Annotated in this window: 18 protein-coding genes; 7 read left to right on the top strand and 11 right to left on the bottom strand. The window is 72.7% G+C overall.

Annotation, left to right across the window (positions count from 1 at the left end; all coding sequences use genetic code 11):
• Positions 1-60 precede the first annotated feature (60 nt).
• Positions 61-1,260, bottom strand: a complete 1,200-nt coding sequence (locus tag ACZ6SQ_RS28140) for a cysteine desulfurase-like protein (protein ID WP_469566815.1) — start codon at positions 1,258-1,260, stop codon at positions 61-63.
• 177 nt (positions 1,261-1,437) lie between these two features.
• Between ACZ6SQ_RS28140 and ACZ6SQ_RS28135 the strand changes: the two genes are divergently transcribed.
• Positions 1,438-2,388: a LysR family transcriptional regulator gene (locus ACZ6SQ_RS28135; protein WP_469566813.1), complete on the top strand. Its 951-nt coding sequence runs from the start codon at positions 1,438-1,440 to the stop codon at positions 2,386-2,388.
• 49 nt (positions 2,389-2,437) lie between these two features.
• A complete protein-coding gene (locus ACZ6SQ_RS28130) occupies positions 2,438-3,037 on the top strand; it encodes a 2'-5' RNA ligase family protein (RefSeq protein ID WP_469566811.1) in 600 nt (199 codons plus the stop codon).
• A 192-nt stretch (positions 3,038-3,229) separates the two neighbouring features.
• On the opposite strand, the gene ACZ6SQ_RS28125 is transcribed toward ACZ6SQ_RS28130, so the two are convergent.
• Positions 3,230-3,718: an SRPBCC family protein gene (locus ACZ6SQ_RS28125; protein ID WP_469566809.1), complete on the bottom strand. Its 489-nt coding sequence runs from the start codon at positions 3,716-3,718 to the stop codon at positions 3,230-3,232.
• 377 nt (positions 3,719-4,095) lie between these two features.
• Between ACZ6SQ_RS28125 and ACZ6SQ_RS28120 the strand changes: the two genes are divergently transcribed.
• Positions 4,096-5,298, top strand: a complete 1,203-nt coding sequence (locus ACZ6SQ_RS28120; RefSeq protein ID WP_469566808.1) for a serine hydrolase domain-containing protein — start codon at positions 4,096-4,098, stop codon at positions 5,296-5,298.
• 285 nt (positions 5,299-5,583) lie between these two features.
• Here ACZ6SQ_RS28120 and ACZ6SQ_RS28115 read toward each other — a convergent pair whose 3' ends face one another.
• A complete protein-coding gene (locus tag ACZ6SQ_RS28115; protein WP_469566805.1) occupies positions 5,584-6,249 on the bottom strand; it encodes a LamG domain-containing protein in 666 nt (221 codons plus the stop codon).
• A 247-nt stretch (positions 6,250-6,496) separates the two neighbouring features.
• Between ACZ6SQ_RS28115 and ACZ6SQ_RS28110 the strand changes: the two genes are divergently transcribed.
• Complete coding sequence (locus ACZ6SQ_RS28110) at positions 6,497-8,272, top strand: DUF2637 domain-containing protein (RefSeq protein WP_469566980.1); 1,776 nt, start codon at positions 6,497-6,499, stop codon at positions 8,270-8,272.
• A 3-nt stretch (positions 8,273-8,275) separates the two neighbouring features.
• Here the strand turns inward: ACZ6SQ_RS28110 and ACZ6SQ_RS28105 are convergent, their stop codons facing one another.
• The gene (locus ACZ6SQ_RS28105) at positions 8,276-9,235 is read right to left on the bottom strand and encodes a DUF1152 domain-containing protein (RefSeq protein WP_469566803.1); all 960 of its coding nucleotides are present in this window, start codon (positions 9,233-9,235) and stop codon (positions 8,276-8,278) included.
• A gap of 337 nt (positions 9,236-9,572) precedes the next feature.
• On the opposite strand from ACZ6SQ_RS28105, the gene ACZ6SQ_RS28100 reads away from it, so the two are divergent.
• Complete coding sequence (locus ACZ6SQ_RS28100) at positions 9,573-10,421, top strand: methyltransferase domain-containing protein (protein ID WP_469566801.1); 849 nt, start codon at positions 9,573-9,575, stop codon at positions 10,419-10,421.
• Positions 10,422-10,451: 30 nt separating this feature from the next.
• Here ACZ6SQ_RS28100 and ACZ6SQ_RS28095 read toward each other — a convergent pair whose 3' ends face one another.
• Positions 10,452-10,667, bottom strand: coding sequence for a hypothetical protein (locus ACZ6SQ_RS28095; protein ID WP_469566799.1), 216 nt, complete (start codon positions 10,665-10,667; stop codon positions 10,452-10,454).
• Between the two features lie 163 nt (positions 10,668-10,830).
• Here ACZ6SQ_RS28095 and ACZ6SQ_RS28090 point away from each other — a divergent pair, with 163 nt between their 5' ends.
• Complete coding sequence (locus tag ACZ6SQ_RS28090) at positions 10,831-12,066, top strand: serine hydrolase domain-containing protein (RefSeq protein WP_469566797.1); 1,236 nt, start codon at positions 10,831-10,833, stop codon at positions 12,064-12,066.
• 73 nt (positions 12,067-12,139) lie between these two features.
• Here the strand turns inward: ACZ6SQ_RS28090 and ACZ6SQ_RS28085 are convergent, their stop codons facing one another.
• The 4 genes from ACZ6SQ_RS28085 to ACZ6SQ_RS28070 form a co-directional block, all read right to left on the bottom strand.
• Positions 12,140-12,883: a class I SAM-dependent methyltransferase gene (locus tag ACZ6SQ_RS28085; protein WP_469566795.1), complete on the bottom strand. Its 744-nt coding sequence runs from the start codon at positions 12,881-12,883 to the stop codon at positions 12,140-12,142.
• Between the two features lie 182 nt (positions 12,884-13,065).
• The gene (locus ACZ6SQ_RS28080; protein WP_469566792.1) at positions 13,066-13,896 is read right to left on the bottom strand and encodes a DMT family protein; all 831 of its coding nucleotides are present in this window, start codon (positions 13,894-13,896) and stop codon (positions 13,066-13,068) included.
• Positions 13,897-14,016: 120 nt separating this feature from the next.
• Complete coding sequence (locus ACZ6SQ_RS28075; RefSeq protein ID WP_469566790.1) at positions 14,017-15,621, bottom strand: TROVE domain-containing protein; 1,605 nt, start codon at positions 15,619-15,621, stop codon at positions 14,017-14,019.
• 495 nt (positions 15,622-16,116) lie between these two features.
• A complete protein-coding gene (locus ACZ6SQ_RS28070; protein ID WP_469566788.1) occupies positions 16,117-17,604 on the bottom strand; it encodes an extracellular catalytic domain type 1 short-chain-length polyhydroxyalkanoate depolymerase in 1,488 nt (495 codons plus the stop codon).
• Between the two features lie 378 nt (positions 17,605-17,982).
• On the opposite strand from ACZ6SQ_RS28070, the gene ACZ6SQ_RS28065 reads away from it, so the two are divergent.
• A complete protein-coding gene (locus tag ACZ6SQ_RS28065) occupies positions 17,983-19,452 on the top strand; it encodes a 3-hydroxybutyrate oligomer hydrolase family protein (RefSeq protein WP_469566786.1) in 1,470 nt (489 codons plus the stop codon).
• Between the two features lie 45 nt (positions 19,453-19,497).
• On the opposite strand, the gene ACZ6SQ_RS28060 is transcribed toward ACZ6SQ_RS28065, so the two are convergent.
• On the bottom strand, positions 19,498-19,887 hold the full coding sequence (locus tag ACZ6SQ_RS28060) for a hypothetical protein (RefSeq protein WP_469566783.1): 390 nt from the start codon (positions 19,885-19,887) through the stop codon (positions 19,498-19,500).
• Between the two features lie 23 nt (positions 19,888-19,910).
• Complete coding sequence (locus ACZ6SQ_RS28055; RefSeq protein WP_469566977.1) at positions 19,911-20,555, bottom strand: DNA alkylation repair protein; 645 nt, start codon at positions 20,553-20,555, stop codon at positions 19,911-19,913.
• Positions 20,556-20,619: the final 64 nt, after the last annotated feature.

Raw genomic sequence — 20,619 nt, 5'->3', positions numbered from 1 at the left:
TGCCGGTCCGTGAGGCGACAGTCCCCGGGCCGGTTCGTAGGACCAGGCCGCTCGCCCGACTCAGAGGAACGTGGCCAGTCCGTCGAGCAGCCGGTCGACGTCGTCGTCCGTGGTGTAGGGCGCCAGACCCACCCGCAGGGCCGGGTCCGGCAGCTTCAGCGCGGTGAACGGCTCGTACGCGTAGAACGATCCGGCCGGTGCCACCACACCGCGCGCCGCCAGATGCGACTGCGCCTCCCGCGCGTCACGGCCTTCCAGGTTCATCAGCAGCGTGGGTGTGCGCTCGGGCGCCTTCGAGTACAGGGTGACGGCGTCGCCCAGCGCCCGCAGCCCCTCCTCCAGCCGCGTCCGCAACGCCAGTTCGTGTTCGTGCAGCGAGTCGAAGGACCGGCCCAGTCGCTCCCTGCGCGTGGTTCCGGTACCCGGGTCCATCTCGGCGAGGAAGTCGACGGCGGCGGTCGCGCCCGCCAGCGTCTCGTACGGCAGCGTGCCGAACTCGAAGCGCTCCGGCACCGCGTCCGACGACGGCACCAGCTTGTCGGGGCGCAGCGTCCCGAGGAACTCGGGGTCCGCCGCGAGCACCCCGCAGTGCGGCCCCAGGAACTTGTACGGCGAGCAGACGAACAGGTCGGCGCCGAGGGCGGACACGTCCACCGGACGGTGCGCGGCGTAGTGCACCCCGTCCACGTACACATACGCGCCGACGGCGTGCGCCCGGTCGGCGATCCGGCGCACGGGAGGCACGGTGCCCAGCACATTGGACGCCGCGGTGACCGCGACCAGCCGGGTGCGCGCGGACAGGGCCCGCTCGTAGGAGTCGAGGTCCAGCTCCATGGTCGTGGCGTCGATCTCGATCCAGCGGACCGTCACGCCCGCGCGCTCGGCCGCCTGCACCCACGGGCGGACGTTGGCGTCGTGGTCGAGCCGGCTGAGCACGATCTCGTCGCCCGCGCTCCAGCCCTTGGCCAGATGGCGGGAGAAGTCGTAGGTGAGCTGGGTGGCGCTGCGGCCGTGCACGATGCCGCCGGCCGGTACGCCGAGCAGATCGGCGAAGGCGGCGCGGAATCCGGCGACGGCGTGCTCGGCGTTGAGCTCGGACGGGCTCACACCGCCCCGGTTGGACAGCGGCCCGGTCAGCGTCGCGGCGATGGCGTCGGCGACCGGGCGCGGGGTCTGCGTGCCACCGGGTCCGTCGAAGAAGGCGAGTCCTCCGGCGAGCGAGGGGAAGTGGGCCCGCAGGGCCGCGAGGTCGAGTGCCATGGTCCCGGCTTTCTGTCGGCGTACGGTCTACTCTGGCCTCCGCCGTACGACACGTAAAGCGATGGATTTTGAAGAGAGAGTTCAGAGTCCATGATGGTGTCCGGGGCTGCTCGCGCCCTGAAGTCCCCCGGGAAGCAGTCCACGAAGCCATCCGTAGAGCCGTCCATGAGGCCCGTCATGAAGTCCCAGCCCGATCTGAAGCTCCTGGCCACCTTCCTCGCCGTGGTCCGGCGGGGCTCGATGGCCGAGGCCGCCGCGGAACTCGGCTATGTGCCCTCGGCGGTGTCCCAGCACGTCGCCGCGCTGGAGCGCGACCTCGGCGTCGAGCTGATCGTCCGCCGCCCCGGCAGCCGCCTGGTCCTCACCGGGGCCGGACGCTCGCTCGCGCGGGCGGCCGAGACCCTCTTCGACGCGACCGCCCGGTTCCAGGACGCCGCGGCGGGCATCGCGAACCGGGAGATCGCCGAACTGCGCGTCGGGATCTACCCCAGCGCCATGACGTACCTCCTCCCGGGCGTGCTCGCCACGCTCAGGGCGCGGCGCGGCGGCCCCCGGCTCCGGCTCGTCGTCGTGGAGACGGACGAGGGTGTGCCGAGGGTGACATCGGGGGACCTGGACCTGCTCGTCGCCTACCGCTATCTGCCCGAGGACCCGCCGGCCCCGTCCGACTCGTTGACCGTCACCCTCCTCGGGCGCGAACCGCTCGTCCTGGTCACGGGCGCCGAACCGGGGCGCCGACGCCCGCCCGTACTGGCCGACTGCCTGGAACGGGAGTGGGTCTCGGGCCATGCACGCAACCCCGACCGGCGGCTGCTGCAGCGCTGGGCCGGCCGGCTCGGGATCGCGCCCCAGGTGACCCTGGAGACCGACGACCTGCACAGCATGCTCGCCATGATCCGGGCGGGCCTCGCGGTGGGCTTCATCCCGGCGACTCTGCTCGCCGAGGGCCATGAGACAGGCGTCGAGCGGGTGGCCCTGCCGCCGGAGGCCGACCCCCTGCACCGCGAGATCCTGGCCGTCGGCAGGCCGGGCGCCCGGCCGCCCGTCGTCGACGAGCTGGCCGGCCTGCTGGCCGCGGCCCTCGAGAGGGTCGGTGCGCGGGGGGCCGGTGGGCCGAGGACGGGGTGAGGCCGGGCCGGGCGGTGTGTGTGGGCCCTGGTCCTGGGACGATGGCCGGGTGAGTGGGACACCGCCCTACGGCGGGGCCGAGCCCGTCCGCGCCGCCGAGGTCGCGCCGACGCCCAGGACGGCGGTGGCATGGCTGCCGCCCCCGGAGCTGTGGCCGGCGATCCAGGACATCCGGTGGGTGCACGACCCGCAGATCCGGCGGTGGCCCCCGCATGTGAACCTGCTGTTCGGCTTCGTACCGGAGGAGGCGTTCGGCCAGGCCGTACCGCTGCTGTCGGCGGGCGCCGCCGAGTGCGGGCCGTTCACGGCGCGGCTGGTCGGGGTGCGGTACTTCCGGCACCGGCACTACGCGACGGTGTGGCTCGACCCCGCCGCGGCCGACCCCGCCCCGTGGCAGCGCCTGCACCGGGAACTGGAGGCCCGGTTCCCGCTGTGCGGCCGTCGAGAGGGGCGCTTCACGCCGCATCTGTCCCTGGGCCGGACGCAGCACCCGAAACCCCTGGCCGCCGAGTGTGCCGCCCGGCTCGGCACGCTGTCGGCCGTGGTGGGGGAGCTGGTCGTGCTGTCCCGGCGCGCCGAGGGGCCGATGCGACCGAGGGCGGTGATCACGCTCGGCACGGGTGAGGCGCGCTGGACACAGGGGGAGTGAGCCCGGCCCCGGGAAGCCTCAGCCCCGCCTCGCCCCGGCGCCACCACCGGGTCCGGCTCGACCGGCCCCTCGCCGCTCAGCCTCCCGCCATCAACGTGTCCCGCTCGACCGGCCCCTCGCGTCCCGGCCCCCGCCACAACCGAGTCCCGCTCGACGGCCTCTCCCCTCTCAGCCTCCCGGTCGACCCGCCTCTCACCTCAGTCCCGCTACCACCGCCTCCCCGATCCGCGAGAGCGTCGTACGCATCCCCGCCCGGTTGAGGGCGACGCGGCGCTCGGGGTTCGTCCCGGCGAACACCGTGCCGAGCAGCTCGGCGGCCCTGCCCCGCCACCCCTCGGTCCGCAGGTCCTGCCAGAACTCGGTGACCTTCGTCCCCGTGCCCTCGGCCTCGAACCGGTACCCCCACCGTGCGATCGGCAGCCCGAAGACACCGACGTCGAAGGCGAATTCGGTGTCCTGCCGCGCGGTGGCGACCCGGCCCACGGTGAACCAGACGAACGGGCCACGCCTGTTGAACCCGACGAACCGCGAACCCGCCCGCGCCGGAGGCCGCGGCACCCACACGGAACGGCACTCCGGGCTCAAGCGGCCCATGTTGCGCAGGTCCGACACCAGCCCGTAGACGACCGCCGGCGGCGCGTCGACCGTCGCGCTCTCCTCCAGCCTCCACTGCCGTTCCATGCCCGGTCCCCTCCCATCGCGCGGGACACCCGCCCACGCCCTACTGGCCGGTACGGTATCGGGCCCGCCCGGGGCCCGTCGCCCGGGAAAGTCACCGAGACCGCGCGACGGCCTGGTCCCCCTCCCCGAGTCGCTCCCGGGGAAGGGACCGGACACGGTCGGCCGCGTGGCCCGGCCGGTGATCCTCACGACGCCCGAGGCCGGCCGCCCCGAGAGTCCCGGTGACCTGCCCCGTCGAGCCCGCCCGACTCCGCGCTCCCGGGGTGGCTCCGAACGAGTGGACTCGTCCGGACGTCCACCCTGGCCAGGGCCGCCATCGGCGCCACGGATGGTGATGTTGCCGTCTGAAGCCCCCTGACCCCGAAGAGGCGCCAGACATGCGACGTACCCCCTCCCGCCGTCTGCTCGCCGCGGCCCTGCTCGTGGCGTCCATGCTCACCCCGCTCGCGGTGACCCCCGCCGCCGCCGTCCACCCCGCCCCCGGCGTCGACCGGCACCACGGAGACGACTGCCCGCCGGGCGGTCTGGGCCCCGAGCTGACCGCGCGGCTGGACAAGGCCATCGAGGACGTCCGCAGGCAGGCCGGCATCCCCGGCATCGTCGCCGGACTGTGGATGCCGGGCAAGGGAAGCTACGTCCGCGCGACCGGCGTCGCCGACACCGTCACCCGCGCGCCCATGACCACCGACGTGTTCGTGCGCATCGGCAGCGAGACCAAGACCTTCACGGTGACCGCCCTGCTCAAGCTCGTGGACCAGGGCCGGATCGGACTCGACGACCCGATCTCCGACTATGTCGACCATGTGCCGAACGGCGAGAACATCACCCTGCGCCAGCTCGCCGAGATGCGCAGTGGCCTCTTCCCCTACACCGACGACCCCGACTTCCAGCACGACCTGCTGAGCGACCCGCAGCGCGTGTTCACCCCGCACGAGGTGCTCGCGTACGGGTTCAAGCACGACAACACCTTCGACCCGGGCACACAGTTCCAGTACTCCAACACCAACCTCGTCCTGCTCGGCCTCGTCGTCGAGAAGGTCAGCGGCCGGAGCCTGGTGGACTTCATCGAGCAGCGGGTCCTGCGCCCGGCGCGGCTGCGCCACACCGTCTTCCCCGTCGACGCCGCCATCCCCGACCCCCACCCGCGCGGCTACACCAACCAGACCCTGACCGGTGAGGTCACCGACGCCACGGACTGGAACCCGAGTTGGGCCTGGGCGGCCGGGGCCATGATCTCGGACCTGCACGACCTGCGCCGCTGGGCGAGGATCGTCGCCACCGGCACCCTGCTGAGCCCGCAGACCCAGGCCGAACGGCTCAGGATGCTCCCGACGGGCCACCCCGGCACCAGCTACGGCCTCGGCATCTTCGAAAGCGGCGGCTGGATCGGCCACAACGGCTCCATCCCCGGCTACGAGACGGTGACCGTCTACCTGCCCTCGCGCAAGGCGACCCTCGTGCTCATGCTCAACACCGACATCACCTACCAGGGCCAGGAGCCGTCCTCATTGGTCGCCCGGGCGATCACCGAGATCGTGACCCCGGACAACGTCTACGACCGCCCGGCCCCGCTCCAGTAGCCGCACCGCCCGCAGGACTCGGGAGCCCCCACCCCCAAGTCGCGATCCTCGCAGCCGCGTTCGGCGACCACCGTATCCCGGCAGACGTCCGTGAGGCTCTCGACGATCCGCTGTTCCGAATCTCCTCCACCCCGCTGTTCGGTGAGCCGGTGGACGCCCGGCTCACCGACGCGGCCTCCGGTCCGGCATCCGAGCCCGCCCGCACCCGTCCGGCATCCGAGGCCGCCGTCACAGGTGTGGCATCCGACGTCGCACGGCACGGCTCTGGGTCCGGCGACCGCCGACTCACAGCCCCGGCACCACTGGGCGGCGCACGGTCAGCCTCTCCACCCCGTACGACAGCTCGCGCGCGTCGGGATCGGGCTTCGGGTGGTAACGGCCCGCGCAGACCGACAGGTTGACGATGAGATAGGCGTGCCAGCCCGAGCCGACACCGCGCTGGTCGGCGAAGACCTGCCTGCCGTTCAGCAGCCACACCACACTGCGCCGCCCGAACGTCACGCTCAGACTGATCACGGCACCGGGCCGGACCGCGCTGTTGCGGACGTAACTCCCGCTGCGGCGGACGTGGTTGGTGAGCTCCAGCAGATCCGGGTTGTCCGGGTGGTACTCGAAGACATCCACCTCGTTGCCCCCGTCCCGCCAGGTCCAGATCGCCGGCCAGGCCCCCATCCCGACCGGCAGCCGCACCCGGGTCTCCAGCCGGTCGCCGGTGCGCACCATGAACCCCTCGGGGCTCTCCTCGGTGGTGAGCAGACCGGCGTCCCACAGCCCGTCCGGCCGACGGGTGGCACGGAAGGTGCCGGTACGGCTGTAGCTGGGATCAGAGGTGAGGTAATCGAGCTTGTTGTCGCCCGGGTTGGTGGGGCCTCCGTCCGGATAGGCCCATGAACGCCCCGCAACCCACTGGCGATCGGAGGTGAAATCTGCGACGAAGACGACATCGCTCACGAACGGGCTCCCTTGTGACACCTGCTCCGCCATCGCTGACCTGGTCATCCCCGAGGACACCCAGGTCATGCGGCCGCTCGGCGTGGCGTAAGGTCTTTCACGCGAACGAGTGACAGCCCGGCCGTACGCGCGTCGCACGGACCCGAACACCCCCCGGCCGATGCGTCCGGCACCCCCGCATGACAGGGTGAACCCTCCGAACCGCAGGAGGGGATGACGGGTGGCCGCGCCCATACAGCTGACACGGATGCACCGCGTTCTCATCGGTGTGGTGGTCTTCGGTGCCGTGATCATCGCCGGTATCGGCTTCGCGGGGTCGTACGCGGCCGTGCGCGAGCTGGCCGTGAAGAAGGGCTTCGGGAGCTTCTCCTACGTCTTCCCGATCGGTATCGACGCCGGCATCTGCGTCCTGCTCGCCCTCGACCTGCTGCTGACCTGGATCCGCATCCCGTTCCCGCTGCTGCGGCAGACGGCCTGGGTGCTGACCGCCGCGACGATCGCCTTCAACGGCGCCGCCGCCTGGCCCGACCCGCTCGGCACCGCCATGCACGCGGTGATCCCGGTCCTGTTCGTCATCTCCGTCGAGGCCGCCCGGCACGCCATCGGCCGCATCGCCGACATCACCGCCGACAAGCACATGGAGGGCGTGCGCCTCACCCGCTGGCTGCTCAGCCCGCTGCCCACCTTCCTGCTCTGGCGCCGCATGAAACTGTGGGAGCTGCGCTCCTACGACCAGGTCATCAAGCTCGAACAGGAACGCCTCGTCTACCAGGCCCGCCTGCGCTCCCGCTACGGCCGCGCCTGGCGCCGCAAGGCCCCCGTCGAGTCCCTGATGCCGCTGCGCCTGGCCCGCTACGGCGTCCCCCTCGCCGAGACCGCCCCCGCCGGCCTCGCCGCCGCCGGGCTCGACGACCGCGGTGTCCGGCACACGGCCGAGCAGATCATGGCGCCCGAGCGGCACGAGACCGCCTCCGAGAGCACGGCGGCGCGGCCCGCGCCCCTCACCGGCGGCGCCGCGCCCCTCACCGCAGGGCCCGCGCCCGTAGCCGCGGGCGGCCCGGAGCAGCAGCCCGCGCGCGCGGCTGCACCGGCCACCGCGCGCCCGCGCCCCGCCCTCGCGACCACGGACGAGGGTGTGGAACGGTTCGCCGACGCCTACACCGCCTTCCTGGACCAGTTCAAGATCGAACCGACCGCCGCGCAATGGGCCTTCTGGCTCCGCGACACCTACGGCATCTCCACCGCGGCCGGCGCACCCCTCGCCGACGAGCAGGTGCAGCCGCTGCTCAGAGCCCTCAAGGAACGGTACGCACCGGCCGAGGAACCTCTGTCCGCGCCCGCGGAACAGGAGCCCACCGACGAGTGGTTCGACTACTTCCACGAGGCCTGGCGGTCCTACACGCGGGACACGGGCACCTCCCCCGACGCCGAGAAACTCGCCACGTACGTGTACCAGCGCGACGGCATCACGGGCGCCGACGGCCGGCCCATCACCGGCGACGACATCGCCGACTACTTCGCGGGCATCCTGGACCGCGAACAGGGCGACGAGACCCCTGACGGGGACGGCGGGGCGAGCGGGACCACCGAACCGTCCGCACCGGCGGCCGAGGCGGACGCCCCCGCCGCCGGGTCCCCGTCGGACGAGGGCACGGAACTGACCGCCGCCGACCGCTACTACCTGGCCTGGGCCGCGTACCGGGACGAGAACGGCGCCGAGCCCAGCGGCGAGGAACTCTCCGCGCTGCTCGCCACCAAGGGCCTGACGGGCCGGGGCGGCAGGCCCGTCGGCACGTCCAACCTGCGCCGCCACTATCTGCGTTGGCGGGTCTACGACGTCTGGGCCGCCGAGCGCGCCCGGGCCGCCGACCCCTCGCCCGAGAGCGTGGCCCGGTCCTGCGCGCTGCTCGGCGTCACCGCCCAGTACAACCGGCCCGTCACCGCCGAGTACATCACCGGCGAGATCCCCGACTTCGAACGACGCCGACAGGCCCTCGCCCGACACGGCGCCCAGGCCCAGTAGTCGTCAGTGCGGGAACTGCCGCGGCGGCCGGGTCACCACGGTGTCGCGGAACTCGGCGATGCGCGAGTGGACCTGGCGTATCAGGTGGGTGTCCTCGATGAGGTCGAGGTACAGGCAGCGCGCCGCCAGGCCCGGGAGGTCGAAGGCGAAGTAGAGGGACATCAGCGGGTTCACGAACAGCTCGGTGCCCCGGGTGCGTTCGGTGAACTGCGCGTCGCCGAACGAGCCGCGCACCGCGGCCGCGACGGAACCGCTGACGATGCTCGGATACTCGGGGGTGTGCTGCTGGGCGTGGGCCACGGCGTCGAGATAGAGCGCGCCCTCCCGTGTGGCCCGCGGCAGGGAGAAGGCGCCGAGGTACGCGCCGTCCCGCTCCAGCGCGGCGATGTTCTCCAGGACCTGCACATGGTTCACACCGTGGTAGGCGTCCACCCCGAAGCCGACCGACACCACCAACCGCTCCGGCACGTCGTCCAGCGCGGCCAGCGCCGCCACGCTCGCCATGTCCTCCTCCGGAGTGCCGAGTCCCGCCTCGTCACCGCGCATCAGGATGTCCGTGCCACCGTCGACCAGCACCACGGCGTCGATGTCGTGCAGTGCGACGAGCGCCCGGTAGGCGGCGCGCAGCGGCCGCACGCCGGTCCGGGCGAAGGCGTAGACCCTGGGCTCGTACCCGTGCAGCCGCAGCCACTGCGCGAGGGTCCGCTCCGGGAAGTAGCTCTGGTGCGGGGCCGATCCGGGCGTGACGACGGCCAGGTCCTCGGCCGCCCAGTCGTCGAGAGGAAGCCCTTCCAGCGCGCTGAAGGAGAGGTTCGCGAGATGGACCTCCTTGCCCTGGTGCAGCAGCGACAGGGCCAGCGGCAGGCCGGAGTAGATGTCGAATCCACCGCCCGCGCCCGCGACGAGGATCCGCTCCGCGTCGGCGAGGCGGCTGAACAACGGGTTCATGTGCAGGGAGGTCATGCCGGTCATTCTGCGAAAGCCGACGGCCGTACGCCTCCCCCTTTTCGGCGGGGCCGAACGAGTGAGCGGGCGGCACCGCGCCCGGTGCCCCGGTCGCCCGGTGCGGGCCGGAGGCGGTGGCGCGGGTCGGCTTGGGCCGATCGGATCAGGCGCGGCGCGCCTCGGCCGGGTGGCGGGCGGCCCATGGAGGATCGGTGGACCGGCGGCCCGGGGAACGGGCGGCCCCGCATCACTCCAGCGCGTGAAGAGGTCCGGTCATGAAACCGTTCGACGCCCCGCCGCTCCCGTGCCCCGGGCCCGGCGACACCCTCGACGCCACGCCGGTGGCGGTGACGCCATGACCACCGCACCGCAGGGCGAGGCTCCGGACGGCGGACGCTACGGCGAGGCCGTCTTCCGCCCCGAGCAGGAGGGCGAGGGCGAGCGCATCGACTACGGAGCCCTCGCCTACGACGACATCACCATGGCGAGGCTCCGGGAGCTGGGAGTCGGCCCGGGATGGCGCTGCCTGGACGTGGGAGCCGGCACGGGCACGGTCTCCCGCCGGCTGTTGGAGGAGGCCGGGGTGGAGAGCGTGCTCGCCGTGGACCGCGACGTACGGTTCCTCGCCGAGCGGCCCGCACCCGGGCTCGACGTGCTGGAAGGGGACATCACCGCGCCCGGCACCGTCGTCTCCGGGCGGTTCCGGCTCGTCCACGCGCGTTTCCTCCTGATGCACCTGCCCGAGCGCGAACGCCTGATCAGCGCGCTGGCGGAGCTGGTCGAGCCCGGTGGCGTCCTGGTGCTCAGCGACGCGGTCGACCTGACGAGCGACCGTACGCCGACCACGCCGTACACCGAGGTGATGCGGGCGATGTGGCAGGGCCTGAAGGACACCATCGGCACCGACGTCTCCTGGGTGCCCGCCTACCCGGACCTGCTGCGCGGGGCCGGGCTGCGGCCCGTCGCCGCCGAGATCCATGTGCCGCCGCTGGTGCCGGGCAGCCCGCTCAGCCGTTTCTGGGCGGACACCTGGGAGCGGAGCCGAGCGGCGATGCTCGCCACCGGCCTCGTCGACGACGCGGCGATCGACGCGGGCATCCTCTACCTGGGCTCCGAGGAATGCGCCGCCCTCTCCGCCGGAATGCTCACCGTCTGGGGCCACAAGCCGGAGGAGGAGCAGGAGCGGGGACAGGCGCAGGGCTGAGCCGTACCGCCTCGGGGGCGAACCCGTGCGTCAGACCTTCCAGGCGTCCGGCCCGCCGCCCCGCCATTCGATGAGCTCGGACCGTACGACGTCCATCTCGTCCCAGTCCTGGAGCCCGGCCTCCTGGACGAAGGCGGCGACGTCCAGCACGCCGTACGCGATACCGACGAAGCGGCCGTTGATGCGGACGCGCCGGCCTCCGTCCCCGGAGGGCGGGTACACGGCGACGGGATGTTCGGTAGCCATGGAGCCAGCGTGCGACGGGGGCCGGTGGGGCGCACGGTGTGCGAGGCCGGGGTGCGGCGCCCGGGAAGGGCGTGCGGCGGCCGCGCGGGCAGGACGGGTGATGTTCGCGCGGGTCGGCCGTCCGCGGGCCGCCGGGCCGCCGCTCCCGGCCAATACTCCGGCCATGAGACCAGCCCGTTCCACGTCACGGCCGCGCATCGCCGCGGTCACCGCACTCACCGCGCTCATCGCCCTCGGCGTCCCGGCCACCGCCACCGGCGGCACGGCAGGACCCGGCGGCCACCACCGCCCCTGCGTGGCCTCCCGGCACGTACCCGAGCGCGGCCCGGCGGGCGACATCCTGCGCGTCGCCGAGCAGGCCAAGGCGGAGATGGACCTCAAGTCCGTCATCCTGCGGGTCACGCTCGACGGCCGTGACGTCCTCACCACCGCGCTCGGCGAATCGATGACGGGAGTGCCGGCCGAGCCCGCGATGCACTTCCGCAACGGCAACATCGCGATCAGCTACATGGGCACGGCACTTCTGCGCCTGGTCGACCAGGGCAGGGCCGGCCTCGACGACCCCGTCTCGCGCTGGCTGCCCGACGCCCCGGACGGCGACCGCATCACCCTGCGCATGCTGGCCGCCTCCACCACCGGTCTGCGCGACTACGTCCGGGACCCCGGGTTCCAGCAGGCCGTGGTCGACAACCCGTTCCGCCAGTGGACGCCCGAGGAACTCGTCGCCATCTCGACCGGCCAGGAGCCGTGGTACGCCCCGGGCACCAACTGGAGCTACTCGCACGCCAACTTCCTCCTTCTGGGCGCCGCCCTGGAGAAGATCACCGGCACCCGGCTGGACGTCCTGCTCAGGCGCCAGATCACGGGCCCGCTCGGCCTGCGGGAGACCCGCAACAGCTTCACGCCCGACATTCCGACGCCTGTCCTGCACGCCTTCACCGCCGAGCGCGGGACGTACGAGGAGTCCACCTTCTGGAACCCCTCCTGGACCACCGCGCCCGGCGCGGTGCAGACCACCGACATCTGCGACCTGGCCCGCTCGGCTTCCGCCATCGGCTCCGGTGAACTGCTCTCCCCGGCCTCCCGCCGGGAGTTGCTGAACCCGGGGACGGTGGGCCTCGGCCGCCCCACCGCCACGTGCCCGGCGACGGTCTGCCTCGCGCAGACCAAAGCCACCCACTACGGCATGGGTGTGATCGTCCTGGGCGACTGGGTCTCGCAGCACCCGCTGTTCTTCGGCTACTCCGCCTCGATGAACTACCTCGCGTCCGAGCGCCTCGCCATCGCCGTCTCGACCACACAGAACCCGAACGCCGCGGACGGCCATTCCGCGCACACCATCGCCCAGCGCATCGCCGCGACCCTCGCCCCGGACCACCTCATCCCCGACTTCGGCTGACGGCGGGACACCGCCGGGCCAGGTCCCCGAGCGGAGTCTCCGCCGCTCGGGGGGCTCATCGCGACGTCGGTGGTCAGGCCCGGCAGCGCAGCGTCACCAGCGGGGGATCGACGTAGTAGTCCTCCCAGAAGCCCGCACCGAACTCGCGTACCCCGGCGTCGGACACCTCCAGCGGCACCCAGGTCACCTCGCCGAACCCGGCCGCCCGCAGACAGTGCTCATAGACCTCGCGACGCGGGCAGTTGGTGACGAACGAGATGCTCTCCGGTTCCAGCAGCGCGCTGATCTGCACCCGGGGACCGGTCCCCGACTCCTCCCCGGTCAGCTCGCTGCGGAAGCCGTACTTGTCCAGCGGCGGCCCTTCGAAGCGGTACTCGGGCGTCTGGTTGAGCAGGAAGAACTGCCCGCCGGGCCGCAGACTCCGGTGCACGGCCCGGCACATCCGCTCCATGGTGGCCACGTCGTCGGCGTAGTTGAGCAACTGCACGGCCGTGGCGATGTCGAAGTGTGCCTCGGGAACGTCGAGTTCGGCGACGTCCCCGACCTCGTACCGCACCCCGAGCGGCTCCCGCTCCTCCAACTGCCGTGCCACGGCGACCATCTCACCGGAGATGTCGACGCCGAACACCTCCGCCGCGCCCCGCCTCCTGAACTCCCTGCTGTAGAAGCCGGTACCGGAGGCCAGGTCGAGCACCGACCTGCCGCGCACGTCCCCGGCCAGCGCCAGGAACCCGGGCACCTCCACGTACCGCGCCAGCGGCAGGGTCTTGAACCCCTCGAACGCCTCGCCGATCTCGTCGTACAGCTGCACAGCCATCGTGCCGTCCTCCCCGTCGTGCCGCGGCCCCGTCCCCGCGCCCTGGGACCGCCGCGGCGTCTGACAGGAAGTCTTCCCGCGGACGCGCGCACCGGCGTACTGGCGGAACGCCCGAAAGTGCGGGACCGCGCACGGACGGTTCTACGGTTCGTGCACGCGGCCAAGGGACGAGCTGCCGACGGCTACGAGGCGGGCTGTTCCGCGTCCCCGAAGCGGGCCAGTGCCAGGGCGCCCGTGAGGGACAGCGCGAAACCGGTCACCGCGACCGGGGCGAGGCCGTGCCGGGTGGTGTCGCCGAGCCAGACGACGCCGAAGACCGCAGGCCCGACCGTCTCGCCGATGACCATGGCCGCCGTGGCGGCGGTGACCGCGCCCGCCTGGAGGGCTTCGATCAGCAGCAGATAGCCGGTGATGCCGGAGCAGACCACCGCGTAGGCGGCCGGGTCGGTGAGGACTTCCGGCACGTCCAGGCCGGGCAGCAGCCGCGCGGCGACGGCGACCAGCCCGAAGCTGAGGCCCGCGAGACCGCCCAGCACGGCGGCCCGATGGCGTTCACCGCCGAAACGGGCGCTGATCAGCCGGCCCACGACCGCGAGCGCGACGGAGCCCGCCAGCACGGCGAGCCGCAGGGTGCTGTCACCGTCCCCGCCCCGCTCACGGCCGGCCGCGACCGCCATCAGCGCGAGCCCGCAGCACACCGCCGCCACCGCCACCCACTCCGCGCGCCGCAGCCGGACGTGCAGCATGACGGCCGAGCCCCCCGCGGTCACGGCCAGTGACCCGGCGACCGCCGCCTCCACCAGGAACAGCGGGATCGAGTCCAGCGAGAGCAACTCGGCCCCGAAACCCAGGGTGTCGAGGACGATCCCCACGAGGAACGGCCACTGCCAGGTGGCCCGTACCGCCGCTCCCGGTCCGCGGGCGGCGACGGCCCGGGCGCCGAGGGCCTGGAAGACGGTCGCCGTTCCCATCAGGACGGAGGCGCAGAGTGCGAGGAGCAGGCCGAGTGCCATGACCGCACGCTAACCGCCCGGGTGCCCGGCGCCCGGAAGGCGCGGAGCGCGCCGCGCCGGTGACCCGTCCGGCCGCTTCCCGGCCGCCGCGGATGGCGGCGGGAAGGGGCCGGGCAGGCGTCAGCCCTCCCAGGGCCAGCCCGTGTCACGTCCCCGCGACAGCAGGTCGACCAGGGTGAACAGCTGGTCGGAGAAGCCGCCGACCTCGTAGCGGTTCGGCTTGCCGGTGTCGATCGAGGCCGGTCCGTAGCCGGAGGTGTTGAGACCGAACAGCGGGACCCCGGCCGGGACCGCCTCCGACACCGACAGGCCCCGCACCGAGTGGCCCGGGTAGGCGAAGGCCTGCATGTCGGAGACGATCACCACCCGGTCGTGCCCGGCGTACGTCTCCTTCAGCGCGGCCACCGTCTCCGTGCCGTGACCGACCTCGCCGACCCGCGCGCAGAACTCGTCCGCCTGCCGCAGCACCGAGCCGCCCCGCACGAGCGGGTGCCGGAAGGCGCTGTTCGCGAAGCCCACCAGGTCGACCTCGCAGCCGCGCGCGGCCAGGGCCACCGCGAACAGGGCGCCGACGTCCACATGCCGGATCTCGCTGCGCGCCGACACCCGGCCGGTCATGGACGCCGAGGTGTCGACCAGGACGAGGGTGCGGCCGGGCAGGGCCGGGATGTTCGCCGTGGACGCGGCCAGCGCCCGCTCCAGGGCGTGACCCCAGCGCAGCGACGGCGCGGCCCGGTAGGCGGACAGGAACCGGTACGGGAACTGCCGCGACCTGCGTACTTCCTCCGGGTCGGCCAGCCGCGCCGCGACCTGGGCGGCCACGGCGTCGGATACACCCGCCTCGTCGAAGTTCCGCAGGTTCCGGGTCAGGGCCATCAGGCCCATCGACGGGATGACGGCCTCCCACGCGGCGGCGTCCATCGGGCCCTGGAGCCATCCGGCCAGCGCCTCCCACGTCATACCGGCGGCCTTCAGCCGCTCCACGCCGTCCGGCCCGGTGACGACCGCGCGCCGTTCGGCGACGGGCAGCGCCATCAGCTCCCGATGCGCGGTCAGCGTCCGGTCGGACGCGGGCGCGACCGCGGTCTCGGGGTGGTGACGGCGGTCGAGCGCGTACCGGAACAGCTCGCCCTGCCACGGCTTGTCGGGGTCCGGCGCGGCGTGCACGAGGTTGAGGACGTCGCCGAAGCGGTAGCCCTTCGAGGCGGTGTCGTACTTCAGCAGCGCCTTGCCGTTGTACATGCGCCGCACGGCGTCGGCGAGGCCGCGCTTGACCGGCTTGGGCAGCCGGCGTCCGTACGACTGCGCCCAGTACCCGAGCAACTCGCCCGGCTCGTCGGGCCGCTGGAGCACCGACGCCACGACCTGGCGCGAGTGACCGTCGAGTCCCGCGTCGACGCGTGCCTTCACGAACTCGGCCGCGCCGACCAGCGCCGCGCTGCGCATGTTCGCCGAGCCGCGCAGCCAGCCGAGCAGACCGGCCGTCCACCGGGGGTCCTCCACGGCGAGCTGCCGTACGAGGCCGCGGAAACGGTCGTCCCGGGCGCCCGCCTTCTCGTAGAAGGTGTCCTGGCCGACCATGTTGACGACCGCGAGCAGGAACAGGTCACTGCGCGCGTCGCGCACGAAGGCGGCTCCGCCCTCGAAGGTGGCGGTGCGCTCACCGGTCGTGGTGACCGGGGACTGGGCGGCCGTGCGGGACGCGCGGCGGTTGAAACGGGACATGAAAAGGAAACCCCCCAAAAAAGGAGGGAGACGACGACGCGAGGGTGCCCGAGATCGGATCGGCGGCGGTCACACAAGTGTCCTGGGCCGCTGGACGACACCACCCCATGGATGGCGGCGGGATTCGAACCCGCGTCACTCTCTTGGAAGGAGAAGTATCCGCTGCCTGCGCACCGGGCACTCCTGCGTCGTGCCTCCCGAGTTCAGAATGGGCAGCGGCGTGTTCTTTACAGGAAGGAGCCGCGGCCCGCGCACCGGGAGGTGCTGTGAAGTTATGGGCTCAGAGATCAGATCGGCGACGGCACATAGTGCTCTACCAACTGAGCTACACCGGCCGAAACCGGTGGCAGGACTCGAACCTGCGGCCACTCGATCCCAATTCGAAGTATCCGTCGCCTGCGCACCTGAGCTGTTGCAAACCGTAGGACACAAGTGGGCCGACGCCCCACCGAATTAATGCCGCGACCGGGCTGACGGTGAGTCACCTGCTGTCTCTCACGCCGGACAGCCGTCGTCCGCCACGACGTAGTGGCCGGGCGCGGTCTGCTGGAGGGTGTGGGTGGTGAACGTGTTCCACAGACCCATCGCCTGGCCGGAGCCCTGGGCGTAGGTGTAGCCGCCGCTCTGGTAGGCGCGTCCGGCGACCGTGTGGTCGTAGTTGCTCGCCGTGTGACAGGTGGGGGTGTGGCCGGTGGTGGTCGCTGTCACCGCGGAGGAGAGTGTGCCCGCCGTGCCCGCCGCGTCCACGGCCGCCACGGTGTAGGTGTACGTCGTCCCGGTGGCGAGACCCGTGTCGGTGTACGCGGCCGAGGCGGTGCTGCCCACCTTCGTGCCGCCGCGGAAGACGTGGTACGAGGCCGCGCCGGGCACGGCGGTCCAGGTGAGGGCGGCGGTCGTGCCGGTCGTCGTGGTGACCTTCAGCCCCGTGGGCGCGGGCAGGGAACCGGGGTTCTGCCCGCCGCCGTCCAGCCCCCAGAAGCGGGCGGTGTGGTAGCTGGAGCAGATGGTGTCGAGGTAGTACGTGCCCGCGGTGCCGCACTGCTCGGGGCCGCTGCCCGGGTCGACAGCGAGGCCGTGTGCCATGCCGGAGACGGAGTAGACCTGGACGGCGGGCCGGCCGGAGGGGTCGTCGTAGACGGACAGGGTGGTGGCCGCGCCGAGGCTCTCCGTGCGGGAGGGTGTCTGGCCGGTGCCCCACACATCGGTCCACTGGTCGCGCAGCTCGGTGGCGTTGGCGGGCCGGACGGTGGTGTCGGCGGTGCCCTGCCAGACGGCGACACGGGGCCAGGTGCCGGTGCCCGCGGGGGCGGCGGCGCGCACCAGGTCGCCCCACTGGGCGGGGGTCCTGTCCGGTGGGCTGTACATGCACGTGTAAGCGGCCGACACACTCGTCGCGCAGGAGGCCGGGATGCCGGAGTCGACGGCGCCGCCGGCGAAGACGTCGGGGTAGGCCGCGAGCAGGTTGGCGGTCATGGCGCCGCCCGCCGACAGGCCCGTGACGAACACTCGCCGGCTGTCGCCGCCGTACAGCGAGACGGCCTTGTCGATCATCTGCCGGACCGACAGCGCCTCGCCCTGTCCCCGCCTGCTGTCGCCCGGCTCGAACCAGTTGAAGCAGGAGTTGGCGTTGTTGGCACCGCTCGTCTGCGGGAAGACCAGGGCGAAGCCGTAGCGGTCGGCGAACTTCGGCCAGCCGGAGTTCGCGTAGTAGTCGCTCGCGCTCTGCGTGCAGCCGTGCAGGGCGACTACGAGCGGGGCGCCGGACGGCAGCGCGTCGGGTGCGTAGGTGTACATGGACAGGTTGCCGGGGTTGGTGCCGAAGCCGGTGACCTGGGTCAGTCCGGCGGCGTGCGCGGGCGGGCCGACGGCGACCAGGCCACCGGTGAGGGCCAGTGCTCCGGCCCCGACGATGAGCCGGCGGCGGACGCGCTCGAGGAATCCGCGGCTCCTGGCGAACCGGTGCGGAGGGTGCGACTGTCCCATGACGACTGCCTCCTGATGCGATGACTGGGTGATGGCGGGGTGATGACTGAGTGATGCTCTGCGGCTCGACGACGCCGGATCTCCCGGGATCGATGTGGCGTGCATCATCCGGGCGTCGCGGTGAGGGCGGCATGGGCGGGGCAGCCAGGGTTGAGCCGGGGCCTGTGTGACGGGCATCCATGGCCGGGCCGGAGACCGACGGGGTATGGGACCCGGTGCACGGCGCGACTGGAGTGAGTCAAGTCGTGGGCGACAGCGGCACGGTGGTGTCGGCGACCACCGACGGAGGCCGGACGATGGTGCCCGCACCCATAGGGCGCGCCGCGTCCGCGCCATAGCCTCCCGCGCATCCCAGCACGCCACTCCGGAGGCACACAGATGCGTCGTCCCACACCCAACTCCCCCTCTCGCTCCCGGCAGAGAGGGATACCGACGGCTCTCGCCCTGGCCGCCCTCGTGCTCAGTCCCGTGCCGGCCGCGGCCGCGCCGGGGAGCACGGCCGACACCACCGGCGCGGCACCTCACTGCGTATCCCGGACACAGCCGCGCGTGCCGGGCGCCGAGCACCAACAGGCTTCCTGTCTGGCCGAGTTGACCACGGCCGGCACGGTCGCCTCGGGACACACCGACCCGGCCGACTGGGCGGGCCTGACACCGAAGGACCTCGCCGTCCCGAGCGGAGTCCCGGGTGTCCAGATCGACGGCTACTTCCCCGACACCTCCGCCACCAACACCAACCATGGCTGGCAGCACGACGCCCAGTTCGTCATCCGGCTGCCCGACCGCTGGAACGGCGGCCTGGTGGTGGCCGGTACCCCCGGCAACCGCGAGCAGTACGCCAACGACCGGGCCATCGCCGACTGGGTGCTCGCCCGCGGCTACGCCTACGCCGCCACCGACAAGGGCAACACCGGCCTCGCCTTCCACCGTGACGGCGAGGCACCGGGCGACGCGATCGCGGAGTGGAACGACCGCCTCACCCAGCTGACCCGCGCCGCCCGCGCCACGGTCGCCCGGCACTACCACCGCCCGCCCGCGCGCACCCTGGTGACGGGCATGTCCAACGGCGGATACCTGGTGCGCTGGCAGCTGGAGAACCATCCTGAGCTCTACGACGGGGGAGTCGACTGGGAAGGAACCCTCTGGCGCGCCGACGGCCCCACCCTCCTGGACTTCCTGCCGCCCGCGCTGCGCGCCTATCCCGCCTACGCCGCCGGCGGCGAGGACGCAGGCCGGGCGCAGGACGCCCTGCACGCGGCGGGCTACCCGGCCGGGTCGGAGTTCCTGTGGCCCTACCACCACAAGATCTACTGGGACCTGACCCAGCGCATCTACCGCGAGGAGCTCGACCCCGGCTTCGACGGGGCGACCGAGGCCGGCACCCCGTACTGCACGAGCGGCACACCCGCCTGCGACGCCGACTACGACTACGCGTCCCGCCCCGCCGAGGTCCGCCGGGCCGTCCGGAAGATCGCCCTGACCGGACGCATCGCCAGACCGTTGATCACCATCCACGGAACCCTGGACGTCCTGCTCCCGATCACCCAGGACTCCGACGTCTACGCCCGCATGGTCCGTGATGCCGGCCGCGCCCCGCTGCACCGCTACTACCGTGTCGAGGGCGGCACCCACACCGACGCCCTCACCGACATGTTCCCGAACCGCCTCCGCCCCCTCACACCCTGCCACCGCACGGCATTCACGGCACTGGAGACCTGGCTCACGAAGGGCCACCGCCCCCCGGCGTCCGGCACGATCGCCCTGCCCGCGGGGGCGGACTCGACGACGCTGCTGAACAACTGCGCTCTGGGCGGAAGGGGCAACGTCCTTACGAATAGTGCTTCCTGACAGTCACTCAGGCGCACCCGTGCCCGGCCGGGTCGTCCGGGTGGCTCAGGTCGACAGCAGCCGCCGGGCGTGATCGGCCTCGTCCTCGCCGACCGAGCCAGGCCGTGCTTCGCGAAGCTCCCAGCGCGTGGTCGCACCGTCCGGGCCGGCGAGGTGGCCCCAGGACAGGGCCGCCTCGATCCGGCGGCGGACCTCGGCCTCGGCGGCGGGGGCGGCGGCGAAAAGCACCCGCAGCCGGACCTCGCCGCCGTGGCGTCGCGCGGAGGTGTGATGGGGCGCGAGGGGGCAGGGCGGCTCGTGCCGCCAGTGCCCGCACAGCGCGGCGGTGATCGCGGCCCCCGGGGCGCGCGCATCACCGTCCGCCGCCATGAGAACGACCGCTTCGTGGACGAACGCCCGCCGCGCCCGGTCGGTGTCTCCCGGCCTGCCTCCCATGCCCTGAGCCCCGTTCCCGTGGTTCAGACGGATTCCCGCCGCCGCACCATTTCGTTGATCCACACCGGCGCGAACGGCGACGTGCAGCCCGGGGACGTCGGGTAGTCCTTGAGCACCTCCAGGCGCTCGCCGATCTCCAGCGCGCGGGCGCGGTACTCGGGGTGCTCGATCCCGATCTGGGCCAGGCAGTGGTTCATCGCCCACTGCAGGCGATCCGGGGCGTCCTTCATCTCCGACTCGACGACGTCGAGCAGCCCGGGGAGGTCGAGGCCCTCGGGCTTCTTCGCCACGCGTTCGGTGGTCAGTGCCCAGCCGGCGCTCGCGACCACCGGATCGGCGTCGGTGAACCAGGCCCGGCGCAGTTCCTCGGCGTGCGGGTTCTTCCTGACCACGTAGTTCACGAGCCAGTCCTGCACCTTCGGGGTGCGGGCCTCGCGCAGCATGCCGTCCAGCTCGTCCCGTTCGAACGCCTTCGGTCGGCAGATCAGCAGCGCCAGCAGCCGTGCCGCGGTGTCGCCCGTGGCCCAGAGCTGCCGCGCGAGCTCCTGCTGGGTCTTGAGCCGCTCGGCGAGCGCGCGGAGCTTGCCGAGGTTCACGCCGTGATCGTCGCCGTGCCGCTCGTTCACCGCCCGGGCCTTCGGATCCTCGAGCCCGGCCAGCTCGGTCATCACCTCGGCCAACGTCGTCCCGACCACGGCTGCCTCCTGTCCCTCACGTGCCGGGTGCAGCCTA

This window comes from Streptomyces sp. NPDC048600 (assembly GCF_055587025.1).
This window is presented reverse-complemented; position numbering and strand designations above follow the sequence as displayed.